A 19,132-nucleotide genomic window follows, 5' to 3' on the forward strand; every position below is an offset into this window, starting at 1 on the left:
GCACGGCCTTTCGTTCATGTTGTTTATATTCATATGAGATACAATCAAGTGCTCTCCTGTCTTGGATACACAAGAAAGCACTTGTAGAAAAACATTGTTCCTTTTTGAGATTAAGTAATTACAGGCTCTTGTTTGTGATACAAACTAGTTTTCGTATTGCTGGTGTTTATCCTTCATGGATGATGGGGAACTGATTACTCGAAGAGGCGTACCACGAAGAAACGCCTGAATATCTTCCACTGCTTCTTGAAAATACGTCTGGTAATTTTCCTTTGTCACATAACCTAGGTGCGGGGTAGCCAGTACATTTGAAAGCATGCGTAATGGAGCATCTAATGGAAGAGGCTCCTGCTCAAACACATCCAGTCCTGCCCCTGCAATCTGCCCTTTTTGAAGAGCTTCGAGGAGAGCTTGTTCCTCTACTATTGCTGCTCGTGAAGTGTTGATGAGAAAGGAAGAGGGCCGCATTTGATTAAGCTCTGTTACGCCGATCAATCCACGAGTACGCTCACTAAGTTTGACGTGAATGGAGACGATATCACTACTCATCAGTAGTTCTGACTTCGTCAGGGATCGTCGCACACCCACTTCATCCGCTCTTTTTTGCGTCAGGTTTTGACTCCAAGCGGTCACTTCCATCCCAAATGCTTGTCCCACACGAGCGACTCGTTCCCCAATTCTCCCCAACCCAATAACCCCTAATTGTTTCCCGCACAAATCAATCCCTACTGACTGTTGCCAGGGTCCCCCTGATCGAAATGCGTTATTCTCTGGTACCAATTGGCGGGTTAATCCTAGGATTAAAGCCCATGTTAGCTCAGCTGGTGGAGCCACTCCACTCGCTGTGCCACAAACGAGCACGCCATGAGCGGAGGCAGCTTCTAAGTCGATAGCAGCATTTCGCATCCCTGTCGTTATTAAGAGTTTTAATTTAGGGAGACGAGCAAACACAGATGACGGAAAGGGGGTTCGCTCGCGCATGATGACAACGATCTCGAAATTGTTGAGTGCGCTGATCAACTCTTCTTCGTTGTGAAAATGGTCTTCAAACGAAGTAACTTCCACTTGATTTGCGAGCTGTGACCAGTCACCCATCTTCATACTTACTCCTTGGTAATCATCTAGTATCGCACAACGATAGCGCACAAGATTCTCCCCTTCCTCTTGCCTAAGATCTTACGAACGATCAAATTCATGGGCCAAGAGGGCCATCTGAATCACATCGTGGTATTCGTGATCATAGAATAGAGCCTCTCGACGCACTCCTTCTTTTTGAAAACCAAGCTTTTCATATGCTTTGATCGCGCGTTCATTGTAGTCATATACCTCTAGTTCCACACGATGAAGGTTTAGGTTTCCAAAAGCATAGTCCAACATCAGGCGCATCGCTTCGGTTCCATATCCCTGTCCAAAGTATTCTTCCTGATGCAGCGCAATCCGTATCCAGCAACTGCGATGATGGGGGTCAATATCCAATAGCTCGATATCCCCGATCACACGATCATTCTCTTGGTGAGCGATAAAAAGAAAAACGCGACTTTCCTCTTTCCCTATCCGTTCTAACCAACTTTCCAATGAATCTCGCGTCAAGACTCGGATCGTCCCCGCCAGACGACGGATCGTTTCATTGTAATAACTTTGATAGAGAGACTCGATATCTCCTTTTTCAGGTGGTCGTAAGTAAACTCTTTCACTTGATTTTAGTTTAATAGGCAATTTGTCTGACATTTTATCACCACTTTTTATTATGTAAATAGGTAGATCAATCTTCATTTTATCACAAATAATTCCTATCGTAATATAATTTCTTAATAATTATCTGAAGTAAGATAGTTTAGGTCTTTTCTCTTCCTCAATAAAAAAGTCGCGCATAAGCAAACACGCTCATACGCGACTTCTCTCTCCTAAGCTTCTTGCATCAATTTCTGATTGGCTTCCATACATTCTTCACTACAGCAGTGCGCATGCTTTTCCGCACATGCTTCGCAACTGATGTGTTGCGTATGGCATGGCTGGTAATCGCAATTAATATAGCGATCGCAAGGCTCTCCACAGTGATGACATTTGCCTATGATCGCATCCTCTTCTTGATTAATACGTACAGAGATACGCTCGTCAAAGACATAACATTTACCATCAAATAGTTTGCCCTTCACAGCTGGATCTTTTCCATAGGAGACAATCCCACCATGCAATTGAGCCACATCTTGGAAGCCTTCTTTTCGCATAAAGGCTGTAATTTTTTCGCAGCGAATACCGCCCGTGCAATAGCTAATAATCTTTTTATCTTTTTTGTCAGCCAAGTTTTCCCGAATCCACGTTTCAAACTCACGTGAGGTACTTACCTCTGGGCGAATCGCTCCCCGAAAGTGTCCGATATCATACTCATAATCGTTACGCCCATCAAGGACAATCACATCCTCTTGTTGCAGGTGTTCATAGAACTCTTGCGGTGACAAATAATCCCCGCCCTCTGCATTTGGATCAGGATCGTCCGCAAAGCGAAAGGTAACAAGCTCGCTCTTTACTTTAACAGATAGCTTGTGAAAGGCATGCCCTTCATGTTCATCAATTTTAAACGTCATATCATGAAAGAGCGGGCTTTCTTTCATCGCATCCATATATTTTTGTGTCGCCTCATATGTTCCAGATACGGTCCCATTCATCCCTTCCGAAGCGACGAGAATACGCCCTTTCAAGCCCAATTCTTCACAGAGTGCATAATGCTCTTCTCGGAAAGCTTCTGGATCGGCAAGCGGTACAAATTTATAGTAAAGTAAAATTTGATAACCTTGTGGTTTTGTCATCTTTGGATCACTCTTTCTACAACAAATCTCTTTGACTATTATACCACCTCCAGGCTAAGGATGTGAAACTCGTTCGTTCAGACAAAGCCTGGCCAAATGGTGGAGACCTCCCCTCTTCGTAAATCCAAACCTAAAAGAAACTGATCCAAACCCTCATGGGGGTCTGGATCAGTTTCTCGCAATCATATAAGAGTGAAGATTCCTATACACTTTTCTTTCTTTAAAATTGATTCCAGGTAGCTACTTCCTCTAGCGGAAGACGAACTTTGTCAAATCCATCTTGTATTCCTTTTCCGATGGCAATGAGCATAACCGGAACATACGTCTGTGGAACATGAAACGCTTCTACAAATTTCTCCCGATCAAAACCACCCATTGGTACAGTGTCGTACCCTTTTTCTTTGGCTGCTAGCATCAATTGCATAGAAACCAATCCGCCATCAATCATCACGACACCCGTCAACAATTCTTGAGGGACGCTTCCGTATAATTCTAGACTCTTTTTCACGTTTTCATTTTTAACTTCCTCTGTCATGGTACCATTATCAACCATCATTCCATAGATATCATCTGCTCGTTTGTATCCTTCTAGATCGCCAAATACAGCAATCACAGCAGAAGCATCAGTAACATGTTGTTGATTATAAGCGAGAGGGAGTAGTTTATCTTGTAACTCTTGCTCCTGGATAACGAGAAACCGCCAGGATTGCATGTTGGAAGAAGAAGGTGCCAACGTGGCTGTTTCTAAAAGCTCTTCAATCTCTGCTTTTTCTATCTTAAATTCAGGGTCATAGTGACGAACAGATTTTCTATCACTAGCTAAACGACGAAAGCTCGTGTTATTATCTTGTTTACTGTTTGGTTGTGCCATTGATTTCATCTCCAATTTCTATACTGTGTTCGCTACAAGAACAGTATAGTACTTAACTGTTCTTTCGTCAAGATCAGTTTAAGATAAAAAAATACACATCCATACGCGATGTGCATTTTTTTATTCAATGAAGTCTTGAATCGTATTCTTTTTTAGTTCTGCTAACATGCTTTGCTCCACACCTTGTCCAAGCTGAGCAAGCTTTCCTTTTGCTTGCTCCGATCCACAAGGATGTGCAGACAAATCACGAAGCCCCTTTGCGATCGGATCTTCCATCCCGATCGCCTCATAAACATCAGCCACGGTAATCTCTGTAGCAGGCTTGGCTAAGAAATATCCACCGTCTCTCCCTTCTTTCGCTTGAATCAGATTGGCTTTTACAAGCAAAGGAAGAATCTTTCTTAGATAAGTGGATTGAGAATCCAATTTTCCTGCCATTACAGCACTTGGACAAATACCACCATGTTGAGCCAATAAAATGAGGGCTTGCAGGGCATGACAGAACCAACGTGTGTTAGTCATCTTCTGTCACCTCCCTTATAGTGTACCATACAATAAGGGGTTGATAGAAACGTTGAGAAAAACTGACGATCCAATACCCTACCACTTTTCTCTATTTTTCTCTATGCTAATTTGGAGAGAGGCGCTTGCTTTGGTTTTCTCGTCGAAGAAGAGAAAAAAGGACAGCAAAAACTGAACGATAGGAGCTGATGTAAGCCAGATTGTAGACTTCTAATGGATCTTTACTCAGGTTGTACATCTCAAATTGGCTAGGTACAGGTTTTCTCTTCACATAAGTACATCGCCAAGAACAAGATGTTGTTTTCCTCGGCATAGGCGGAATACTCGTTCGATCTAACTGATTTGGCTCGCTCCAGAAACTCGGATCGTCAAAATAGCGGCTAAACTTCCATAACTCCCGGTCCTGGGAATTTCCTGTCCACAGGTAGGTGATTACCGTTTCAATATGATTAGGTTGAATGACTGAGGCATACGGAATGCCCGTTACACTCACTTGATTCTCTCCCCTAGTGAAATCATCATCTGTCATGAAATAGATGGGCTCATTTAAACCGGTAAGAGAGTCTATCTTTTCATTGGTTACTAAGGTAGATAAGTCCCTCCCTACTAAGGGACGCGTCTCTACATGACTTTTGGACAACTCCATACGAGCCTCTTCTTCGTTTATATTGGCTAGTCCAAGCAAAGTAGGAACGATATCAACGTGATTGGTTAAACGGTCCGTGCATGATTTCTTTATACGCATCGGATGATGAATGATGAAGGGAACATGAATCGTCTCTTCATAAGCTTGGTACCACTTTTGATAGAGGTTTCCGTGTGAGCCGAGCAGTTCACCATGGTCAGAGGTAAACAATACGTAGGTGTTATCGTAAAAGGTGGACTGTTGTAGAGCTTGATAAACCTTCAACATATTTTGATCTGCATGTTGCTGCAGAGAATAGTAGAGCCTGCGGTAATGAGAAGTATCAAACATAGGCTGAACGGCGAACGGATAAACATCTCGGTAACTCTGCTGTGCCTGAGGTTTCCACATCAGCGACTCCCCTTCTGTAGGAGAAGGAGGGACAGAAGGAACATCAGGTAAGACATCAAAGTTGTAAGTGGGAATCGCGCGAGTGATCAACCCGTAATAAGCAATATCATGTGGATTGACAAAAGAAGCCACGATGAACCAAGGCCGATTCTCCTCTGGCCGATTTGCTTGCTGTTCCAATGCACGCAAGAGATGAACAATCTCTTCTGCATATACCACATCTCGCCCGCTCAGACCAAAAGCTGCCGAAGAACCTGTATCGCGAGGGTTTCCTCCCGTCGGCTCCGGACCCACCCAATTTGAAAATCCATACGAGTCCAACCGATTGGCCGCTAGATAGTCTTCTACATTCTCAGGAATAGGCACTCCATTCTTTTCAGAATAGGTCAACCAAGGATCACGCGTGCCCGGTATTAAGATATCCGCTTGGGAAAAGTGCCACTTCCCCTTGTAGTACGTTTGGTAGCCCGCTTGTCGAAAATAATCACCCAAAGTGGGCACGGTATTGGGGTCCATCCAATACATATCTCGATCAAACCTCCCCTTCGCAGCCCCAGGGGTTTGACTAACACCGTGTAGGGAGGGATACTGACCGGAAAAGAGAGAGGCTCGACTGGGGCAACAAGCGGTGCTTGCAATGTAATGACGACGAAAATCCAAGCCATGTTCGCGAAGGATTGCTTGTGTTTTTAAATTGGCTGTTCGCCACGCTTTTACATCTTCCGCTTCATAGACGGGAGGATATCTTTCTTGATCTACAACAAAAAGTAGAAAGTTAGGACGACGAGACACGAGCATCTTCTCCTCTCTTACATCATGAGTTAGAAGATTATATGATTGAAAGAAGAGGGGTATGTCCTTCGTATCTCTATTGGTTGGGAAGGATTAAGCCCGACATACATTCCTCCCATGAGATCCTCCTTTTAATAGGATATGAATCTAGATTTTTCATCATGTGTTATACTGAGAAAGGCCATTATGTAAACATTGGTAATCAAAACTCTTTTACCGGAAGGGATGAAAATCAGAATGCCTGACAATCGAAAATCAAAGGTCACTCTTATGACAATCATTTCAGCAGTGCTTCATTGCGCAATGATCGTTGTTTCGTATCTTTCTCCTCTCTCGGAACTGAAACCAGAAGCCGACCAATTTGGTTCGATTGGGATGTGGTTAACCCTTGGAATCATCCTATTTTTCTACCTTCTCCCTCTTATTATCTATCGATTAGGTATCGAGGCCATGCGCTATGTTATGGCTGTTTTCTGTGGGATGGGATTACTCAACATCATCGCTTTCCTTGGCATAACCTGCTTTATTACCATAAGCCAAAACCTCACCCTGACATTACTCACCATGGTGACAATTTGTGTCGCAAATTTAATCGTAAATATCGGCTGGTATATCGTTTCTTTTCAGTCTGCTCCATCAACTATCTACGCTGAAGGGAAATAGTATGGGTACAGTTTACCTACTTGTACCTCATCTCTATTTTTCACATATACTTTGACAACCATATAAGCTTATGCTTATATAATAATGAGGTGATCGTCCATGTCAAAGTTAAATTTAGAGCAACTAGCAGAATGTCATAAAGCACTGGGAGATAAGACGCGATTACATATCCTATCGCTACTAAAAGAAGAATCTTTATGTGTATGTGAGTTGGTCGAAGTCTTACAGATGACACAACCGGCTGTGTCTCAACACATGCGTAAATTAAAGAATACGAAGTTGGTACAAGAGCGGCGAAGTGGCCAGTGGGTGATCTACTCCTTAAACCTTACGGCCTATCCTTTTCTCGCCGCTTGTTTTGATGCTCTCCCAAATGTTTCACAGGAGATGGAACAGTTAAGACACAAAGGGTTAAAAGCGACTTGTCGATAGAGGTGTTTCCATGAAGAGAAAATTACTATCTGAATTTATCGGTACGTATTTTCTGGTTTTTGCTGGAACGGGAGCCATTGTCGTAAATGAACAAACACATAGCCTTACCCATGTAGGGGTTGCCCTAACATTTGGGCTTGTTGTTATGGTAATGATCTATACCTTTGGACATACTTCTGGAGCTCATTTTAATCCAGCGGTTACACTCTCTTTCTTATTCCATAAGGAGATCTCAGGAAGGCTAGCACTCTTCTATATCTGTATTCAAACGATAGCAGCCATTTCTGCTAGTATGACAGTCTCGCTTGTTTTGGAAAACGGCGCGCAGTTGGGTGCAACCCTACCCAGTTCCTCTTGGCACCAGGCTTTTGTCTTGGAAATCATTCTAACTTTCGCCTTGATGATCGTCATATTTGGCTCTTCCGTTCATGGGAAAGCGATCAAATCATTTGCTGGGCTGGCGATTGGAGCAATCGTTGGGTTAGAGGCAATGTTTGCGGGACCCATTAGCGGTGCATCGATGAACCCTGCGCGCTCCATCGGCCCGGCTCTTGTCTCAGGGAATCTAGATTCCTTATGGGTCTATTTGATTGCCCCCGTCTTAGGTGGCTTACTAGCAACATGGATGTATCAATACTTACACGAAAGTGGGGAAGTTTGATGGAAGATAATAAGATTGTCTACTTTCTATGTACAGGAAACTCTTGTCGTAGCCAAATGGCCGAAGGGTACGGAAAGAAATATCTGGGGGAGCACTTTCAAGTATATAGCGCGGGAATAGAAGCGCATGGACTCCATCCTCACGCGGTTGAAGTTATGGCTGAGAAAGGAATAGATATCTCTTTGCAAACCTCCGATCAGATCGACAAACAATTACTCCACCGTGCACATTATGTGATTACCTTATGTGGAGATGCCAACGATCGCTGTCCCACCACTCCTCCTCAAACCAAAAAAGAACATTGGGCGATTGACGATCCTGCTAAAGCTCATGGAACAGACGAAGAAAAGTGGGCAGTTTTTCAGCGAGTACGGGATGACATAGAAGATCGTGTTCGACAGTTTGCAAGAGTCACCTGATCGAAGGAGAACAAAAACAGTATCGATGGAGTAAGCTTAGATTGATTGACACCTCCATAGCAAAATAAATGACAAACAAAAGACTATATCCATCTCATGGAGTATTCAGCTCACCCCTCGCATTTATTTGCAAGGGGTTTATTAATGAGATTTATTCTTCTTTACGATCTACAAATAATCATTAATAATAGCATTCCTGCATAAGTAAATCGTAATGATTATTTTTTAAATCATCGAATTAAAAGGAGAAGTCGATAGATAAGTTGAAGTAAACCTTAGTTTAACTATGAAAGTTCACATCAAAATCAGAGTTATCCTCTACTATGAATACGCGTATCAAAGCCGAAATATTGAGAGAAAAGAGGAATGAAGATGGAAAGGTCTAGAAGGCCGACGAACCGTTCTCATGATTGGGTAGGCATTTTAATATTACTCGTGTTTGCTCTGTGTATCGGAACCCAATTTTGGCTTTGGCCATCTACTCATTTATGGGACTCGCTTCACTCACCTCCTCTTCCAGTGCCCATTCAAGATTGGATCACACTATTTCTCAGTATTTTCATCGAAGGAATACCCTTTATCTTAATTGGCGTCCTTATCTCAGGTTTGATTCAGGCTTACGTCAACGAACAAACACTTTGGCGTATTATTCCCCGATATCCATGGCTCGGAATTCCCCTGACAGCATTAATGGGACTGGCTCTACCTGTTTGTGAATGTGGGATCGTCCCGGTTACCCGTCGCCTTATTCAAAAGGGTCTCCCATCCTACTTAGCTATTACTTTTCTTTTAGCAGCTCCCATCGTCAACCCTATTACTCTCCTCTCCACTTATCTTGCCTTCGGACAAGAATGGCACATCACCCTGTCTCGTGGAAGTATGGGGGCGTTGATCGCTATATCCATGGGGATGCTGTTCCTTTTTTTAAAAATAGATGTTCTCAAAAGCTCAAACGATTCCGTTACTTGTAACCATCACTCATCATCAGTAAATGAAGAGGAAACAACAAGACATAGGAGTGATGAGAGAAAGGGAATGAGTCCCCTCACTCATGCACTTTATCATGGAATATTTGAATTTATGGACATGGGAAAATACTTCATTACAGGTGCATTGATCGCTTCTGGTTTTCAAGTATTTATCGGCTTAGGACCTTTAAGCGATCTTACTTTGGGAACAAGTTTTTCTCTCCTTCTCCTGATAGCCCTGGCATTTGGACTTTCTTTGTGTTCATCAGCAGATGCATTCGTTGCCGCTTCTTTTCGGTCTACTCTTGGAACTGGTCCTCTACTCGCTTTTCTAGTATTTGGACCGATGATGGATTTAAAAAACCTTTTAATGATGAGTGGAAGTTTTCGCAGAAGAACCATTATCATTCTGTTTTTGGGAACGATCATTCTGACGTTTTCTTTCACAACCGTCTGGATCATGATATATGAATGACAAAGGGAGGATGAAAATTGGGAGCTTTCTTACGTATAATCATCTGCTTCGGTACTGCACTTGTCTTGATAAAATGGTTTGTCAATGGTGAAATGCAATTATATATCAACCCATCCCTTAACCCTTTTGTATGGATCGGTATTTTTCTTCTGATCATACTTGGTTGGGTACAGGTGTGGTATCTTGACTCTCCACCCATGCATGGAACGGGTTGGGGAGGAAAATTATTACTGCTTCTACCACTTACGATCGGACTTCTGTTCCCTCCCGTTGCATTGGGAGGTGAAGTAGCTTCTAACAAAGCCATTCAATATCTTTCGCTCGATACATTAGATACCACTCAATATCCATTGTCCAAAGAAGAGATTCGGAAACGAGATACATCCCCTAACACTTCTCCTGATTCAACAAATCCCACCCTTCCTGAATCAGAAGGGCAACCTGAATCCTCCGCAAAGGAAGAAGAGACAGGAACGAATGATTATTATGATTCGATTTTGGAAGATTTGCAATCAGCACCTATCATTACATTGGATGAGGAAAACTACATGGATCGTCTCGTTACTATACAACTCGAACATGATCAATTAGAGGGACAGAAAATACGTTTGATGGGATTTGTCTACCGTGCTGAAGATATGCCAGAGGGTGCTTTTCTCCTTGCTAGGTACTCGATTACCTGCTGTGTCGCAGATGCAAGTGTAATTGGCCTTTTTGTCGAGCTACCTGAAAATACCTCTATTAAGGAAGGGAGATGGATCGAGGTAGAAGGAAGCTTGTCAAAAATCAATATGGATAATTCAGCATTTCCATCAATTGTAGCTACTACTTATCGAGCAGTAAAAGCACCTGTTGATCCCTATGTGTATACGAACTATTGACGTTGAAGATCGTGTTCAACAGGAGACCATATCGCAATTCCTGGTTACAACACAAACAAGCTAGATCTGTCTTCTTGATTTCGAAGTAGCTCTAGCTTGTTTCATATCCTAGCCAAGCGTGCACAAGAACCGCTCTACTCCAGGGTATTTTTCTCCTAGTGGCCGTACAAAATTATACGAGTTTCTGACGCATTCCCGTTTCGTGAGAACGTCGAACGGCATCGATTACTTGTTGCACACGATGTCCATCCTGGAAGCTCGCAATCATAGGTGAGTTCTCGCCATTTACTAGTTGCTGATAAATCGCTTCGACAAAAGGATAAAAGATCTTATAGTGGTACCGTATCGACTCATCCTTTATGTACAATGGGGGCTCTATTTGCTCATCCAAGGATAGAACCTGATAAGCTCCTTCACCCTTTTTCATCTCTACTGTTTCATCGTTTTTCATTCTAAGCGTTCCTTCGGCTCCATAGACTTCTAACTCGATCCTTGGTTCATCTCTGCTCGGGCGAATAAGTCCAAATGAGAAGGTCGTTCCACTTGTAAACGTTCCCATCGCTTGAAAGGTATCATCCGCTGTCCGCCACTCTTTTTTGGAGCGGTCTTCTGGCACATGAGTGGCTAGCTGTCCACTCACCTCGCTTATCTCTTCTCCCATCCACCACAATAATGAGTCAATCATATGAGAACCAAGTGCTCCTAAAAGTCCGCCTCCGAAAGAGGTTTGCCCCAGCCATCCCATCGGCTCTTCAACTGCACGTCGATACCCACCTCTACTAACAAAATAATGGATGTGTAGAATTCGACCGAGTTGCTCTGATTGAAGGATTTCTTTTATCTTTTTCCGAACGGGTAACATCCGAAATTCAAAGTTGATTGCTCCCCCACATTCCTTATTCTGAAGCATCTCCACCATTTGCTGTGATTCCCCTTCATCCATCGCCATCGGCTTTTCACATAAGACATGTAACCCTTGCTCCAAAGCCGAAAGGGTCATCTCGCAATGTTCCCGTGGATTGGAGACAACCGACAACAGGTCTAACTCTTCTTCATGAAGCATCCGTTTCCAATCACTATATACTCGCTTTACTCCTGTTTCCTCCTGTATTTCATCTATTCTTTTCCTATGTACGGAGGAGAGCGCACATACCTCATAGCCAGGATGATCAGTAAAAACAGGAAGGTGTAACTTCGCGCCAAAGCCGGTTCCAATGATGCCTACACGTAATTTTCTCATTTTTCTCCCCCCATTATTCATCCATGGTATTGTTGAAATCCACTTCCTCTGGTACAATCAGGCGAAATCGATGCGAGGAGGACAAATATGATTCGCTACCCCTTATTACAAGAGGAGAGTACCATCGGAGTAACCGCTCCCTCCTCTGGAGTTCCTACTGAATTGCATCACTTATTACACGAATCACGCCGACGTTTCGAAGAGAGAGGATTTCACGTAGTAATAGGTGAGACGGCTTGGACACAAGCAAAATCCAAATCAGCACCAGCCCAACAACGGGCGCAAGAGCTTACACAGATGATGCAGGATGATTCCATCCACCTCATCATTCCGCCATGGGGCGGACAGCTTTTAATGGAGATCCTTGAATATATTCATTTTGAACAGTTTCCAGCTAAGTGGATTTTGGGTTATTCTGATACCAGCCTTTTGCTATTGGCCTTCACCTTAAAAACAGGCATTGCCACCGCTCACGGAGCCAATTTGGTTGATTTACGCGGAGAGTACTGGGATGACACGACCGCACGTTGGTTGAAGGCTTTACATACTAGCCAAGGTGAGTCTATTCAACAATTCTCCTCAGAAAAATACCAGGTGCAGTGGCAACACGATAACCCCTCTCCTTGTCTCTTTCATTTAACAGAGCCAACAGAGTGGAAGACGACAGACACACAACCTCTTCTTGTCGAAGGACGGATACTTGGTGGATGCATAGATGTTATCCGCCACTTAGTTGGGACATCTTACGGTGACGTAAGAAGCTTTAGAGAGACACACCTTCATAGTGAACCTCTCCTATGGTACTTTGAGAACTGCGAACTCAACACAGCGGATTTACGTAGATCATTAATACAAATGAAGCTTGCCGGATGGTTCGAAGGGTGTTCTGGACTTCTCTTTGGCCGCAGTGGCATCAATGAGCCCATTGGTGATTACAACTTAGAAGATGTTTATCAAGATTTAGCATCAGAACTGCAAATCCCTGTAATTTACGATATCGACTGTGGACATGTTCCACCACAGATGACATTAATTAATGGGGCCTATGCAGAAGTAGAAGTGAAAGATGGAAAAGGACAGCTAACACAGTATTTTAGGCCGTAACTATACACAAACCTGAAATCATGAAACATATCTCAACTAGCTCTTCACAGTACACCCTACCCGAGCCTCTATTTCTCTCATCTTTACAGGGGTTCGGGTAGGAAGAGACGCTGGCAAGAAGTGAATTGCCAGCGTCTCTTCCTACCTTCATTCCTTGATAGCATCCACAATCAGCGAGGGAAAAACGATCTGCTCTCGATTGCGCGGATCAAACCGTTTGGAACGAAAAATCAGTCCATCTTTTTCATCCCATTGGTTATAATGAAAATTCCCATCTTCATCGAAGTATTCTAGTAATCGTACGGAAAATCCTACCTCTTGCAACAAGTTTGATAGCGTAGAATACGTATAAACCATTTGATGACTTGCCGCAGGATGATCACTCTGGCCGGGTGGTCCACCTACTTGGACAATCTCTTGATAACTTTCATGGGGAAAATTCCCGTCTGGAACCGCACAGCGAAAATGCCCCCCTCGCTTCAGGTAGACAGATAAGATTCGTGCCACCTGTAACCCCTCTTCATATGTGAGGTGTTCCCATACGTGCTCCGCCATAATCGCTGTAATCGAATCAGGGAGAAAGCGAGCAGACCAATCCGCCTCTCGAAGTAAGTTGAGTTCATTTTCCTGTGTATGTATCCAATCAGGATTGTTGTTGAAGGTGCCCGCACCGACAATTAACCTGATTTCTTTCTCCATCATCTATCTCCTTCCCAGCCAATGGAACGCTTTCTTGTTTCTCGCCTCAGCAGTGAAAGTGAAGAAAACGAGCCTTCGTTCATAAAAGCGCTCTTCCCCTAGCAATCTGATCTACTTCCATTGAATGCGTCAGACGTTTATGATGCAATTCTCCCGCATCCATTCCTACCATTTTCCTTTCGGATGACCGATTTAAGAGATGTATCCGCTAACTAGTCCCGTTGTCCTCCCCCTAGGAGAGAAGTTGCTGGTAGCATCTTCGTATATAGTAATATGAGTCTGTATTGCAAACTAGTTTTACAATAAATTTTTCTGGATCTACTTGTCTTTGCGCACAACTTATAGCGAAAGCACATGGGTTTTACTTTTCCAACTTCGCTTTTCTGCGAATAAACGCAGCTGTGTAATCAACAACATCCGGCTGAGGCAACAAGGTGGACTCCGCTAAGCCCACATGACCAACCTTCACTTTGTCTTTGTGCTCCTCCATAAATGCCTCTCCGATTTCGCCAAATGGTTCCTCATCATAATCCAATTCCATAAACTCTTTCCATACTTGCTGTCCGTCTACATAGATTGAACTTCCCTTGGTTACAGTAGACAGACATCCTGACCGATGTTCTCCTAAATGCATGGATGTATTATTCTCGTTTGTGGTTCCGAGTAACAAGACATAGCCACCCAATTGATACAGCACGCCTAACGGAGACTCTTCCCCCATCCCTCCTTCTAATGCGTGGTGATTGACCACGCGATCACGATGCTTTCCCCACGCGGCGAATGAGTGCATAGGATGATTACTTCTCTTCACTTCCGGAAATGTACGGAATGCTTCAACGATCTTTCCCATAAAACAAGTGGGAGTTATCTGCGGATCAAAGGCTGGCATCTCCGCACGTACCTTGGCCCACCAAGATTGCGGGATAGGTGGGTTTTCCCACCCTGCGGGATCCGAATTGTTTGCCGTATGCGTCGGCATCACCAGTGTTCCTTCTTCTGTAAGAACATCTTGCAGTGCTTGTACAACAGCAATCGGTCCACCACATACCCATCCAAGTGCGCTCATCGAAGAATGAACAATGACGGTCATACCTTCTTTTAACCCCAAACTCCGCAAATCTTCCGCCAATGTCGATCGGGTTTGGGGTCGATCTGCCTTTTGAATCGCAGTTAATTCTGACATATCTTTCTCTCCTATCATTAGTGTCTTCACCACTATTAAAATTGTACTCTCACTTTTAAAAGGAATCCGGCTCTTCCTATTTCCAAGTAGTCATCGCGCCCTTTTGCTCGTTCTTGTCTTGGATCGGAAAACCTTCTCTCGTTTCTGTCCTATACCTCTCTTTTTTCGATTCAATTATGATAACTATTTTTTTACCGATATCTATTATATGGGTTATATTAGCATTCATGCAAGTGGATAGCTTCCTCTTTATCCTCGCGTAAGAAAGGATATCCTCTCGTATACGGAGTGATTGCCCCTCGTTGATGAAGGAACGTGTTGTATCGTTTCTGCTCTTGAAATTTGTTAGTTTGTGTTGCAAACTAGTTTTACGATATCAAAAGAAGGAGTAGCTCGTCTATTCGAAACGATCATCTTCTTTTCCCTCATGACGAAAAAAACAGGTGAAGAATCCCCACCTGTTTTTTGCTACGATTATTTTTTTAGCTCTTCAATCATGTGAATAATCTGGTCCACACTATCTCGTTGGGGACTCTCTTTCATCTTATCCATGAATTCTTTGCGATCTTCGTACGTTTCAATAATCAGTTGAGCGAGATCGGTACCAGAGAGATCTTCTTCAAACAGTACTTGGCTGTACCCTTTCCGCTCAAATGCCTGTGCATTAAGGATTTGATCCCCACGACTTTGTTCTCGCGTGAGTGGGATGAGAATGTGAGGAATCTGAAGTGCTAAAAACTCAGAGATCGCATTGGAACCCGCACGTGAGACAATCATATCCGTCATGGCAAAAAGGTGAGGAAGTTCTTCATTCACATAAGCAAATTGCTTATACCCTTGTTTATCAGCTAACGACTCATCCTCATTTCCCTTGCCACACAGGTGGACCACTTCAAAATGATCAAGTAAGCGATCAAGATTTTGGCGAATCGCTTCATTAATTTTGTGAGAGCCAAGACTGCCTCCCATCACCATAAGGACTGGCTTGCCTTCTGTAAAACCACAAATCCGGCGTCCCTCGCTAGCGTTTCCTTCAAAGACAGAAGGACGAATGGGCGTCCCTGTAGTGACAGCCTTCTCCGCTGGCAAATGATCCATCGCCTCTGAAAAAGTCACACATACTTTAGTAGCAAACGGAACAGCTATGCGATTGGCCAATCCCGGTGTAATATCTGATTCATGGATGATGACGGGGATTCGCAACAAGCGACTAGCCATCACGACGGGCACGGTAACAAACCCACCTTTGGAGAACACCACCTGCGGCTTTAACTTACGCAAGAGAAAGTAAGCATCCACTACACCTTTCAATACTTTAAACGGGTCTTTTATGTTCTGCCAATCCAGATAGCGACGCAGTTTACCAGAGGATATGCCATGGTAGGGGATTCCCATCGGCTCAATGAGACCTTTCTCCATCCCCTGATGGGAACCAATATAATGCACCTTCCAGCCCGCTTGTTGTAACTTTGGGATTAACGCCATATTGGGAGTCACGTGTCCTGCTGTTCCTCCCCCAGTCATCACGATGGTTTTCATAGATGTTCACCTCAAACATTTTTTCTCTTTTAAACAATTCAATTAGGAACAAAAGGGATCGATGCATGAGCAAGGTGAACCCTTGTATGTATTTCCTCGTAAGCCTCGTGCTTCGCACAATCTGACACGGATTCATCCGGCTCTTGTTCCCCTCCAACCGCACCGACTCGAAAAGCTCTTCCTTCTATCTCTTTTGGACGATCTCCACCAACTCGGTCAAACGCTTTACATGAAAGTCAGGGCGAGAGATGGACGGCGCACGTTCTTCAGAGAGCCAAGCGGTCCGCATTCCCACCCGTTGTGCACCCATGATATCGTTACTTTCATGGTCACCAACGAATAGGCAGGCGGTCGGTTCAACCTGCAACCGCCTTGCTGCCCGCAAGAAGATCTCAGAGTCCGGCTTCTTTATTCTCTCATACTCTGACACCAAAAGGGTATCCATCCACGTATCAATTTTTAGACGCTGGATGTTTCTTTTTTGAAAAAAACCGCTGCTCCCACTCCGAATAAGGAACATGTCCAACATGCTTGCGGAAGCGGTCATACTGATCTCGGACAAAAGCGCGTAAAGAAGCTGTTCGATCTAATAGCGTCTCATCTAAGTCAAAAAGAACAGCTTGATACATGGCTTCAACTCCTTTCACCGTTCCAATTCATTTCACATTTGACAGCGGAGTGCGTAGGAAACAACGCCCATTGGGAACAAACCCTCTCCAAAGTTGGATTCATTCCATTCCCTCTCCAATCTCTTTCTGTAAGATCCATTCATCGTGTAGAGGAATATCTTCTTTGCCCCTCAACGGAATCGAGGGTTTTTGCCGACGTGCTTCATCAACCGCTCCATAGGATACAGCTACTACTCTGTAACCATGCTTTTGGTAGAAGCGTACAGCAGTTAAATTGTCATTGGTCGTCATAACCGTGATGCGTTGTTTCCCTTGCATCTTCGCTTTTTCTTCCACCGCTTGTAGCAGTTTCGTACCAATTCCCATTTGTTCATATACCGCGTTCATACTGATGATAAGAAGGGAATTCTCCTCCTTCGAAAAGGTTAGTGCACCTACACGCTTTCCTTGATGCCAGGCGATAATTCCTTCTAGCTTAGATAATGAATAACGCTCTCCACCCACTACCATCACCGTTTCGTCCCATTCCTTTTTCCACAGTGTAGCAAGCCACTCATCATCTTTTGCCACCGCCTCAGCCGTCGAAATCGATGACGCTTCCTTTTCTAACTGTTGTTGATTTCCTCGATGGAGTTCCCACATCGATCCGTGGAATGAATAGGAACGAACGATCTTTGCCGCCTGCTCGTGGTCCTCTTTCAAGGCGGATAAATACACCATAGAGGATTGAATGCGCTGTTTTATCTCTGTCTGGCGGGTTGTAACACTACCATGTCCAGGAACCAGTGTGGTTACTGCATGCTCGGTTAATAGATGATTCGCTTTGTGAAGCGTTTTTTCATAGTGAGAGACCGTGTCACGAATAAAAGGGAACTCAACATCGGATAAATAGTCACCCGCAATCCAAACCCCTACAGGCTCTACAATAGCAAATACGCTATCCGCTGTATGTCCGGGAGCAAGATAAAACGTCATGGTTGTTCTTCCTACCGTCAACGTCTGACCGTCACGCTCCACAACGATGTCCAACTTCGGAAACCGACAATCATATTCCCGTGCAAAATAGTATTGGTCATCAAACTCACGTGTGATCCGAAGTGCGCGTGCTTGATCAGCCTCAGCAAGTCCCCTACTGCCGATCACAATCGTATCAGCTGGAAGCGCTCCGTAACCAAGGACATGGTCAAAGTCAGCATGGGTAAAAAGAGCATAGAGTGGGATGTCGCGCTGCTGTCGCATCCTCTCAATATACGCAACAATCTCCTCTACTTCTCGTGGGTGCCACGTTGGATCGACTACCAATAAAAAATCGTCTGTCTCTATCACAGCCGTATTTGTTTGAAAAAGTTGACTTTGAAACACCGTTAACCCTTCTGCTTTATAGTGAATCACGGCCCCTCACCTTCGCTTCCTTTCCAGTATCCTTGTAGTCGTGCATCAATCTCAAGCAAAAAAGACTCATGCTGCCCGGGAGCAATCGGAAGTCCGGTCTCTTGGCTTATTTTCTCCGCTATGCGTCTTCCCAAGTCCTGTCTTCTGGACACATCCAACTGGTTGCGCCGACGAAGAAAGGCGGTCATCGCTTCTTTCGTATGGGGATGCAAATTCATCAGCTCTGGGGAAGTCGTCGTTTGTACCAGCGCATCTCCCGGTTTCCAGACTTTCTGCTTTTGTTTCTCCTCCTTGACCACCAGCGTACCCGCTACCAAATCACCCAAGCGCTTTTCATGTTGATTGCTCAGCATTGTAACCAGTCCCACCAAGTAGCCTACCGGTAGATAGTCAACCAGACGCATCAGATTACGCAAGAAAACTGCCAAAAAACCAGCAGAGCGTCCGTCATCCAATACCACGCGTAATCCGATCATTTTTTTCCCTAACGTTTGCCCTTTCATAAAATACTCGGTCAAAACAAAGTAACCGAAGGGGATGACGGTGTTGAGCACGAGAAAAAGAAAAAGGAGGAAGGACCCTGCTGAAAACGTCTCTCCCGTAACAAAATCAGGGGATAAGGCACCTATAAAAAAGAGCGCCGCAAACCAAAGAGGAATTAACACGACACCCAACAATAAAAAGTCAAGAAAAGCAGCTAAAAAGCGGGTCCCCACACCCGCAATATGAAACCGTAGATTCACATATTCTGGTGTAGTAATATCCACTCGATTATTCATAGTCCATATTCACCTCTATATCATGTACAATGAAGAAAGT

General features: G+C 44.0%; 21 protein-coding genes. 7 read left to right on the plus strand and 14 right to left on the minus strand.

Annotation, left to right across the window (positions count from 1 at the left end; translation table 11 throughout):
* Positions 1 to 144 precede the first annotated feature (144 nt).
* From AC6RGY_RS05500 to AC6RGY_RS05525, 6 genes are all read right to left on the minus strand, one after another.
* Positions 145 to 1,146, minus strand: a complete 1,002-nt coding sequence (locus AC6RGY_RS05500; RefSeq protein ID WP_499860329.1) for a D-2-hydroxyacid dehydrogenase family protein — start codon at positions 1,144 to 1,146, stop codon at positions 145 to 147.
* A 30-nt stretch (positions 1,147 to 1,176) separates the two neighbouring features.
* Positions 1,177 to 1,728, minus strand: coding sequence for a GNAT family N-acetyltransferase (locus AC6RGY_RS05505; protein ID WP_499860330.1), 552 nt, complete (start codon positions 1,726 to 1,728; stop codon positions 1,177 to 1,179).
* 176 nt (positions 1,729 to 1,904) lie between these two features.
* Entirely contained in the window at positions 1,905 to 2,807 is a 903-nt protein-coding gene (trhO, locus tag AC6RGY_RS05510) for an oxygen-dependent tRNA uridine(34) hydroxylase TrhO (protein WP_499860333.1), read from the minus strand.
* A gap of 220 nt (positions 2,808 to 3,027) precedes the next feature.
* Positions 3,028 to 3,678 carry a nitroreductase family protein gene (locus AC6RGY_RS05515; RefSeq protein ID WP_499860335.1) on the minus strand — a complete coding sequence of 217 codons (651 nt, stop codon included), beginning with the start codon at positions 3,676 to 3,678 and terminating at the stop codon, positions 3,028 to 3,030.
* 120 nt (positions 3,679 to 3,798) lie between these two features.
* Entirely contained in the window at positions 3,799 to 4,200 is a 402-nt protein-coding gene (locus AC6RGY_RS05520; RefSeq protein WP_499860336.1) for an RrF2 family transcriptional regulator, read from the minus strand.
* A 106-nt stretch (positions 4,201 to 4,306) separates the two neighbouring features.
* On the minus strand, positions 4,307 to 6,034 hold the full coding sequence (locus AC6RGY_RS05525) for a sulfatase-like hydrolase/transferase (protein ID WP_499860337.1): 1,728 nt from the start codon (positions 6,032 to 6,034) through the stop codon (positions 4,307 to 4,309).
* Positions 6,035 to 6,265: 231 nt separating this feature from the next.
* On the opposite strand from AC6RGY_RS05525, the gene AC6RGY_RS05530 reads away from it, so the two are divergent.
* The 6 genes from AC6RGY_RS05530 (at position 6,266) to AC6RGY_RS05555 (ending at position 10,527) form a co-directional block, all read left to right on the plus strand.
* A complete protein-coding gene (locus AC6RGY_RS05530; protein ID WP_499860338.1) occupies positions 6,266 to 6,691 on the plus strand; it encodes a DUF5391 family protein in 426 nt (141 codons plus the stop codon).
* Positions 6,692 to 6,790: 99 nt separating this feature from the next.
* Complete coding sequence (locus tag AC6RGY_RS05535) at positions 6,791 to 7,123, plus strand: ArsR/SmtB family transcription factor (protein WP_499860340.1); 333 nt, start codon at positions 6,791 to 6,793, stop codon at positions 7,121 to 7,123.
* Positions 7,124 to 7,133: 10 nt separating this feature from the next.
* Positions 7,134 to 7,784, plus strand: coding sequence for an MIP/aquaporin family protein (locus AC6RGY_RS05540; protein ID WP_499860342.1), 651 nt, complete (start codon positions 7,134 to 7,136; stop codon positions 7,782 to 7,784).
* A complete protein-coding gene (gene arsC, locus AC6RGY_RS05545; protein ID WP_499860343.1) occupies positions 7,784 to 8,203 on the plus strand; it encodes an arsenate reductase (thioredoxin) in 420 nt (139 codons plus the stop codon). The genes AC6RGY_RS05540 and arsC overlap by 1 nt, the downstream gene beginning before the upstream one ends.
* A gap of 372 nt (positions 8,204 to 8,575) precedes the next feature.
* Complete coding sequence (locus AC6RGY_RS05550) at positions 8,576 to 9,646, plus strand: permease (RefSeq protein ID WP_499860345.1); 1,071 nt, start codon at positions 8,576 to 8,578, stop codon at positions 9,644 to 9,646.
* Between the two features lie 17 nt (positions 9,647 to 9,663).
* Entirely contained in the window at positions 9,664 to 10,527 is an 864-nt protein-coding gene (locus AC6RGY_RS05555) for a TIGR03943 family putative permease subunit (RefSeq protein WP_499860347.1), read from the plus strand.
* A 172-nt stretch (positions 10,528 to 10,699) separates the two neighbouring features.
* On the opposite strand, the gene AC6RGY_RS05560 is transcribed toward AC6RGY_RS05555, so the two are convergent.
* On the minus strand, positions 10,700 to 11,767 hold the full coding sequence (locus tag AC6RGY_RS05560; protein ID WP_499860350.1) for a Gfo/Idh/MocA family protein: 1,068 nt from the start codon (positions 11,765 to 11,767) through the stop codon (positions 10,700 to 10,702).
* A gap of 87 nt (positions 11,768 to 11,854) precedes the next feature.
* On the opposite strand from AC6RGY_RS05560, the gene AC6RGY_RS05565 reads away from it, so the two are divergent.
* A complete protein-coding gene (locus AC6RGY_RS05565; RefSeq protein WP_499860352.1) occupies positions 11,855 to 12,871 on the plus strand; it encodes a S66 family peptidase in 1,017 nt (338 codons plus the stop codon).
* 147 nt (positions 12,872 to 13,018) lie between these two features.
* Here the strand turns inward: AC6RGY_RS05565 and AC6RGY_RS05570 are convergent, their stop codons facing one another.
* From AC6RGY_RS05570 to AC6RGY_RS05600, 7 genes are all read right to left on the minus strand, one after another.
* The gene (locus AC6RGY_RS05570; RefSeq protein WP_499860354.1) at positions 13,019 to 13,573 is read right to left on the minus strand and encodes a class I SAM-dependent methyltransferase; all 555 of its coding nucleotides are present in this window, start codon (positions 13,571 to 13,573) and stop codon (positions 13,019 to 13,021) included.
* Positions 13,574 to 13,931: 358 nt separating this feature from the next.
* A complete protein-coding gene (locus AC6RGY_RS05575; protein WP_499860356.1) occupies positions 13,932 to 14,753 on the minus strand; it encodes an AAC(3) family N-acetyltransferase in 822 nt (273 codons plus the stop codon).
* 474 nt (positions 14,754 to 15,227) lie between these two features.
* Positions 15,228 to 16,292: an undecaprenyldiphospho-muramoylpentapeptide beta-N-acetylglucosaminyltransferase gene (gene murG, locus AC6RGY_RS05580; RefSeq protein WP_499860358.1), complete on the minus strand. Its 1,065-nt coding sequence runs from the start codon at positions 16,290 to 16,292 to the stop codon at positions 15,228 to 15,230.
* Between the two features lie 184 nt (positions 16,293 to 16,476).
* Entirely contained in the window at positions 16,477 to 16,821 is a 345-nt protein-coding gene (locus AC6RGY_RS05585) for an HAD family hydrolase (protein ID WP_499861470.1), read from the minus strand.
* Positions 16,745 to 16,921 carry a hypothetical protein gene (locus AC6RGY_RS05590; RefSeq protein WP_499861489.1) on the minus strand — a complete coding sequence of 59 codons (177 nt, stop codon included), beginning with the start codon at positions 16,919 to 16,921 and terminating at the stop codon, positions 16,745 to 16,747. The genes AC6RGY_RS05585 and AC6RGY_RS05590 overlap by 77 nt, the downstream gene beginning before the upstream one ends.
* A gap of 99 nt (positions 16,922 to 17,020) precedes the next feature.
* The gene (locus tag AC6RGY_RS05595) at positions 17,021 to 18,313 is read right to left on the minus strand and encodes a GNAT family N-acetyltransferase (RefSeq protein ID WP_499860360.1); all 1,293 of its coding nucleotides are present in this window, start codon (positions 18,311 to 18,313) and stop codon (positions 17,021 to 17,023) included.
* Positions 18,310 to 19,092 (minus strand): RDD family protein, encoded by a 783-nt coding sequence (locus AC6RGY_RS05600; protein ID WP_499860363.1) that lies wholly within the window; start codon positions 19,090 to 19,092, stop codon positions 18,310 to 18,312. The genes AC6RGY_RS05595 and AC6RGY_RS05600 overlap by 4 nt, the downstream gene beginning before the upstream one ends.
* Between the last annotated feature and the right edge of the window lie 40 nt (positions 19,093 to 19,132).

The sequence above is a fragment of the Mechercharimyces mesophilus genome (assembly GCF_059818345.1).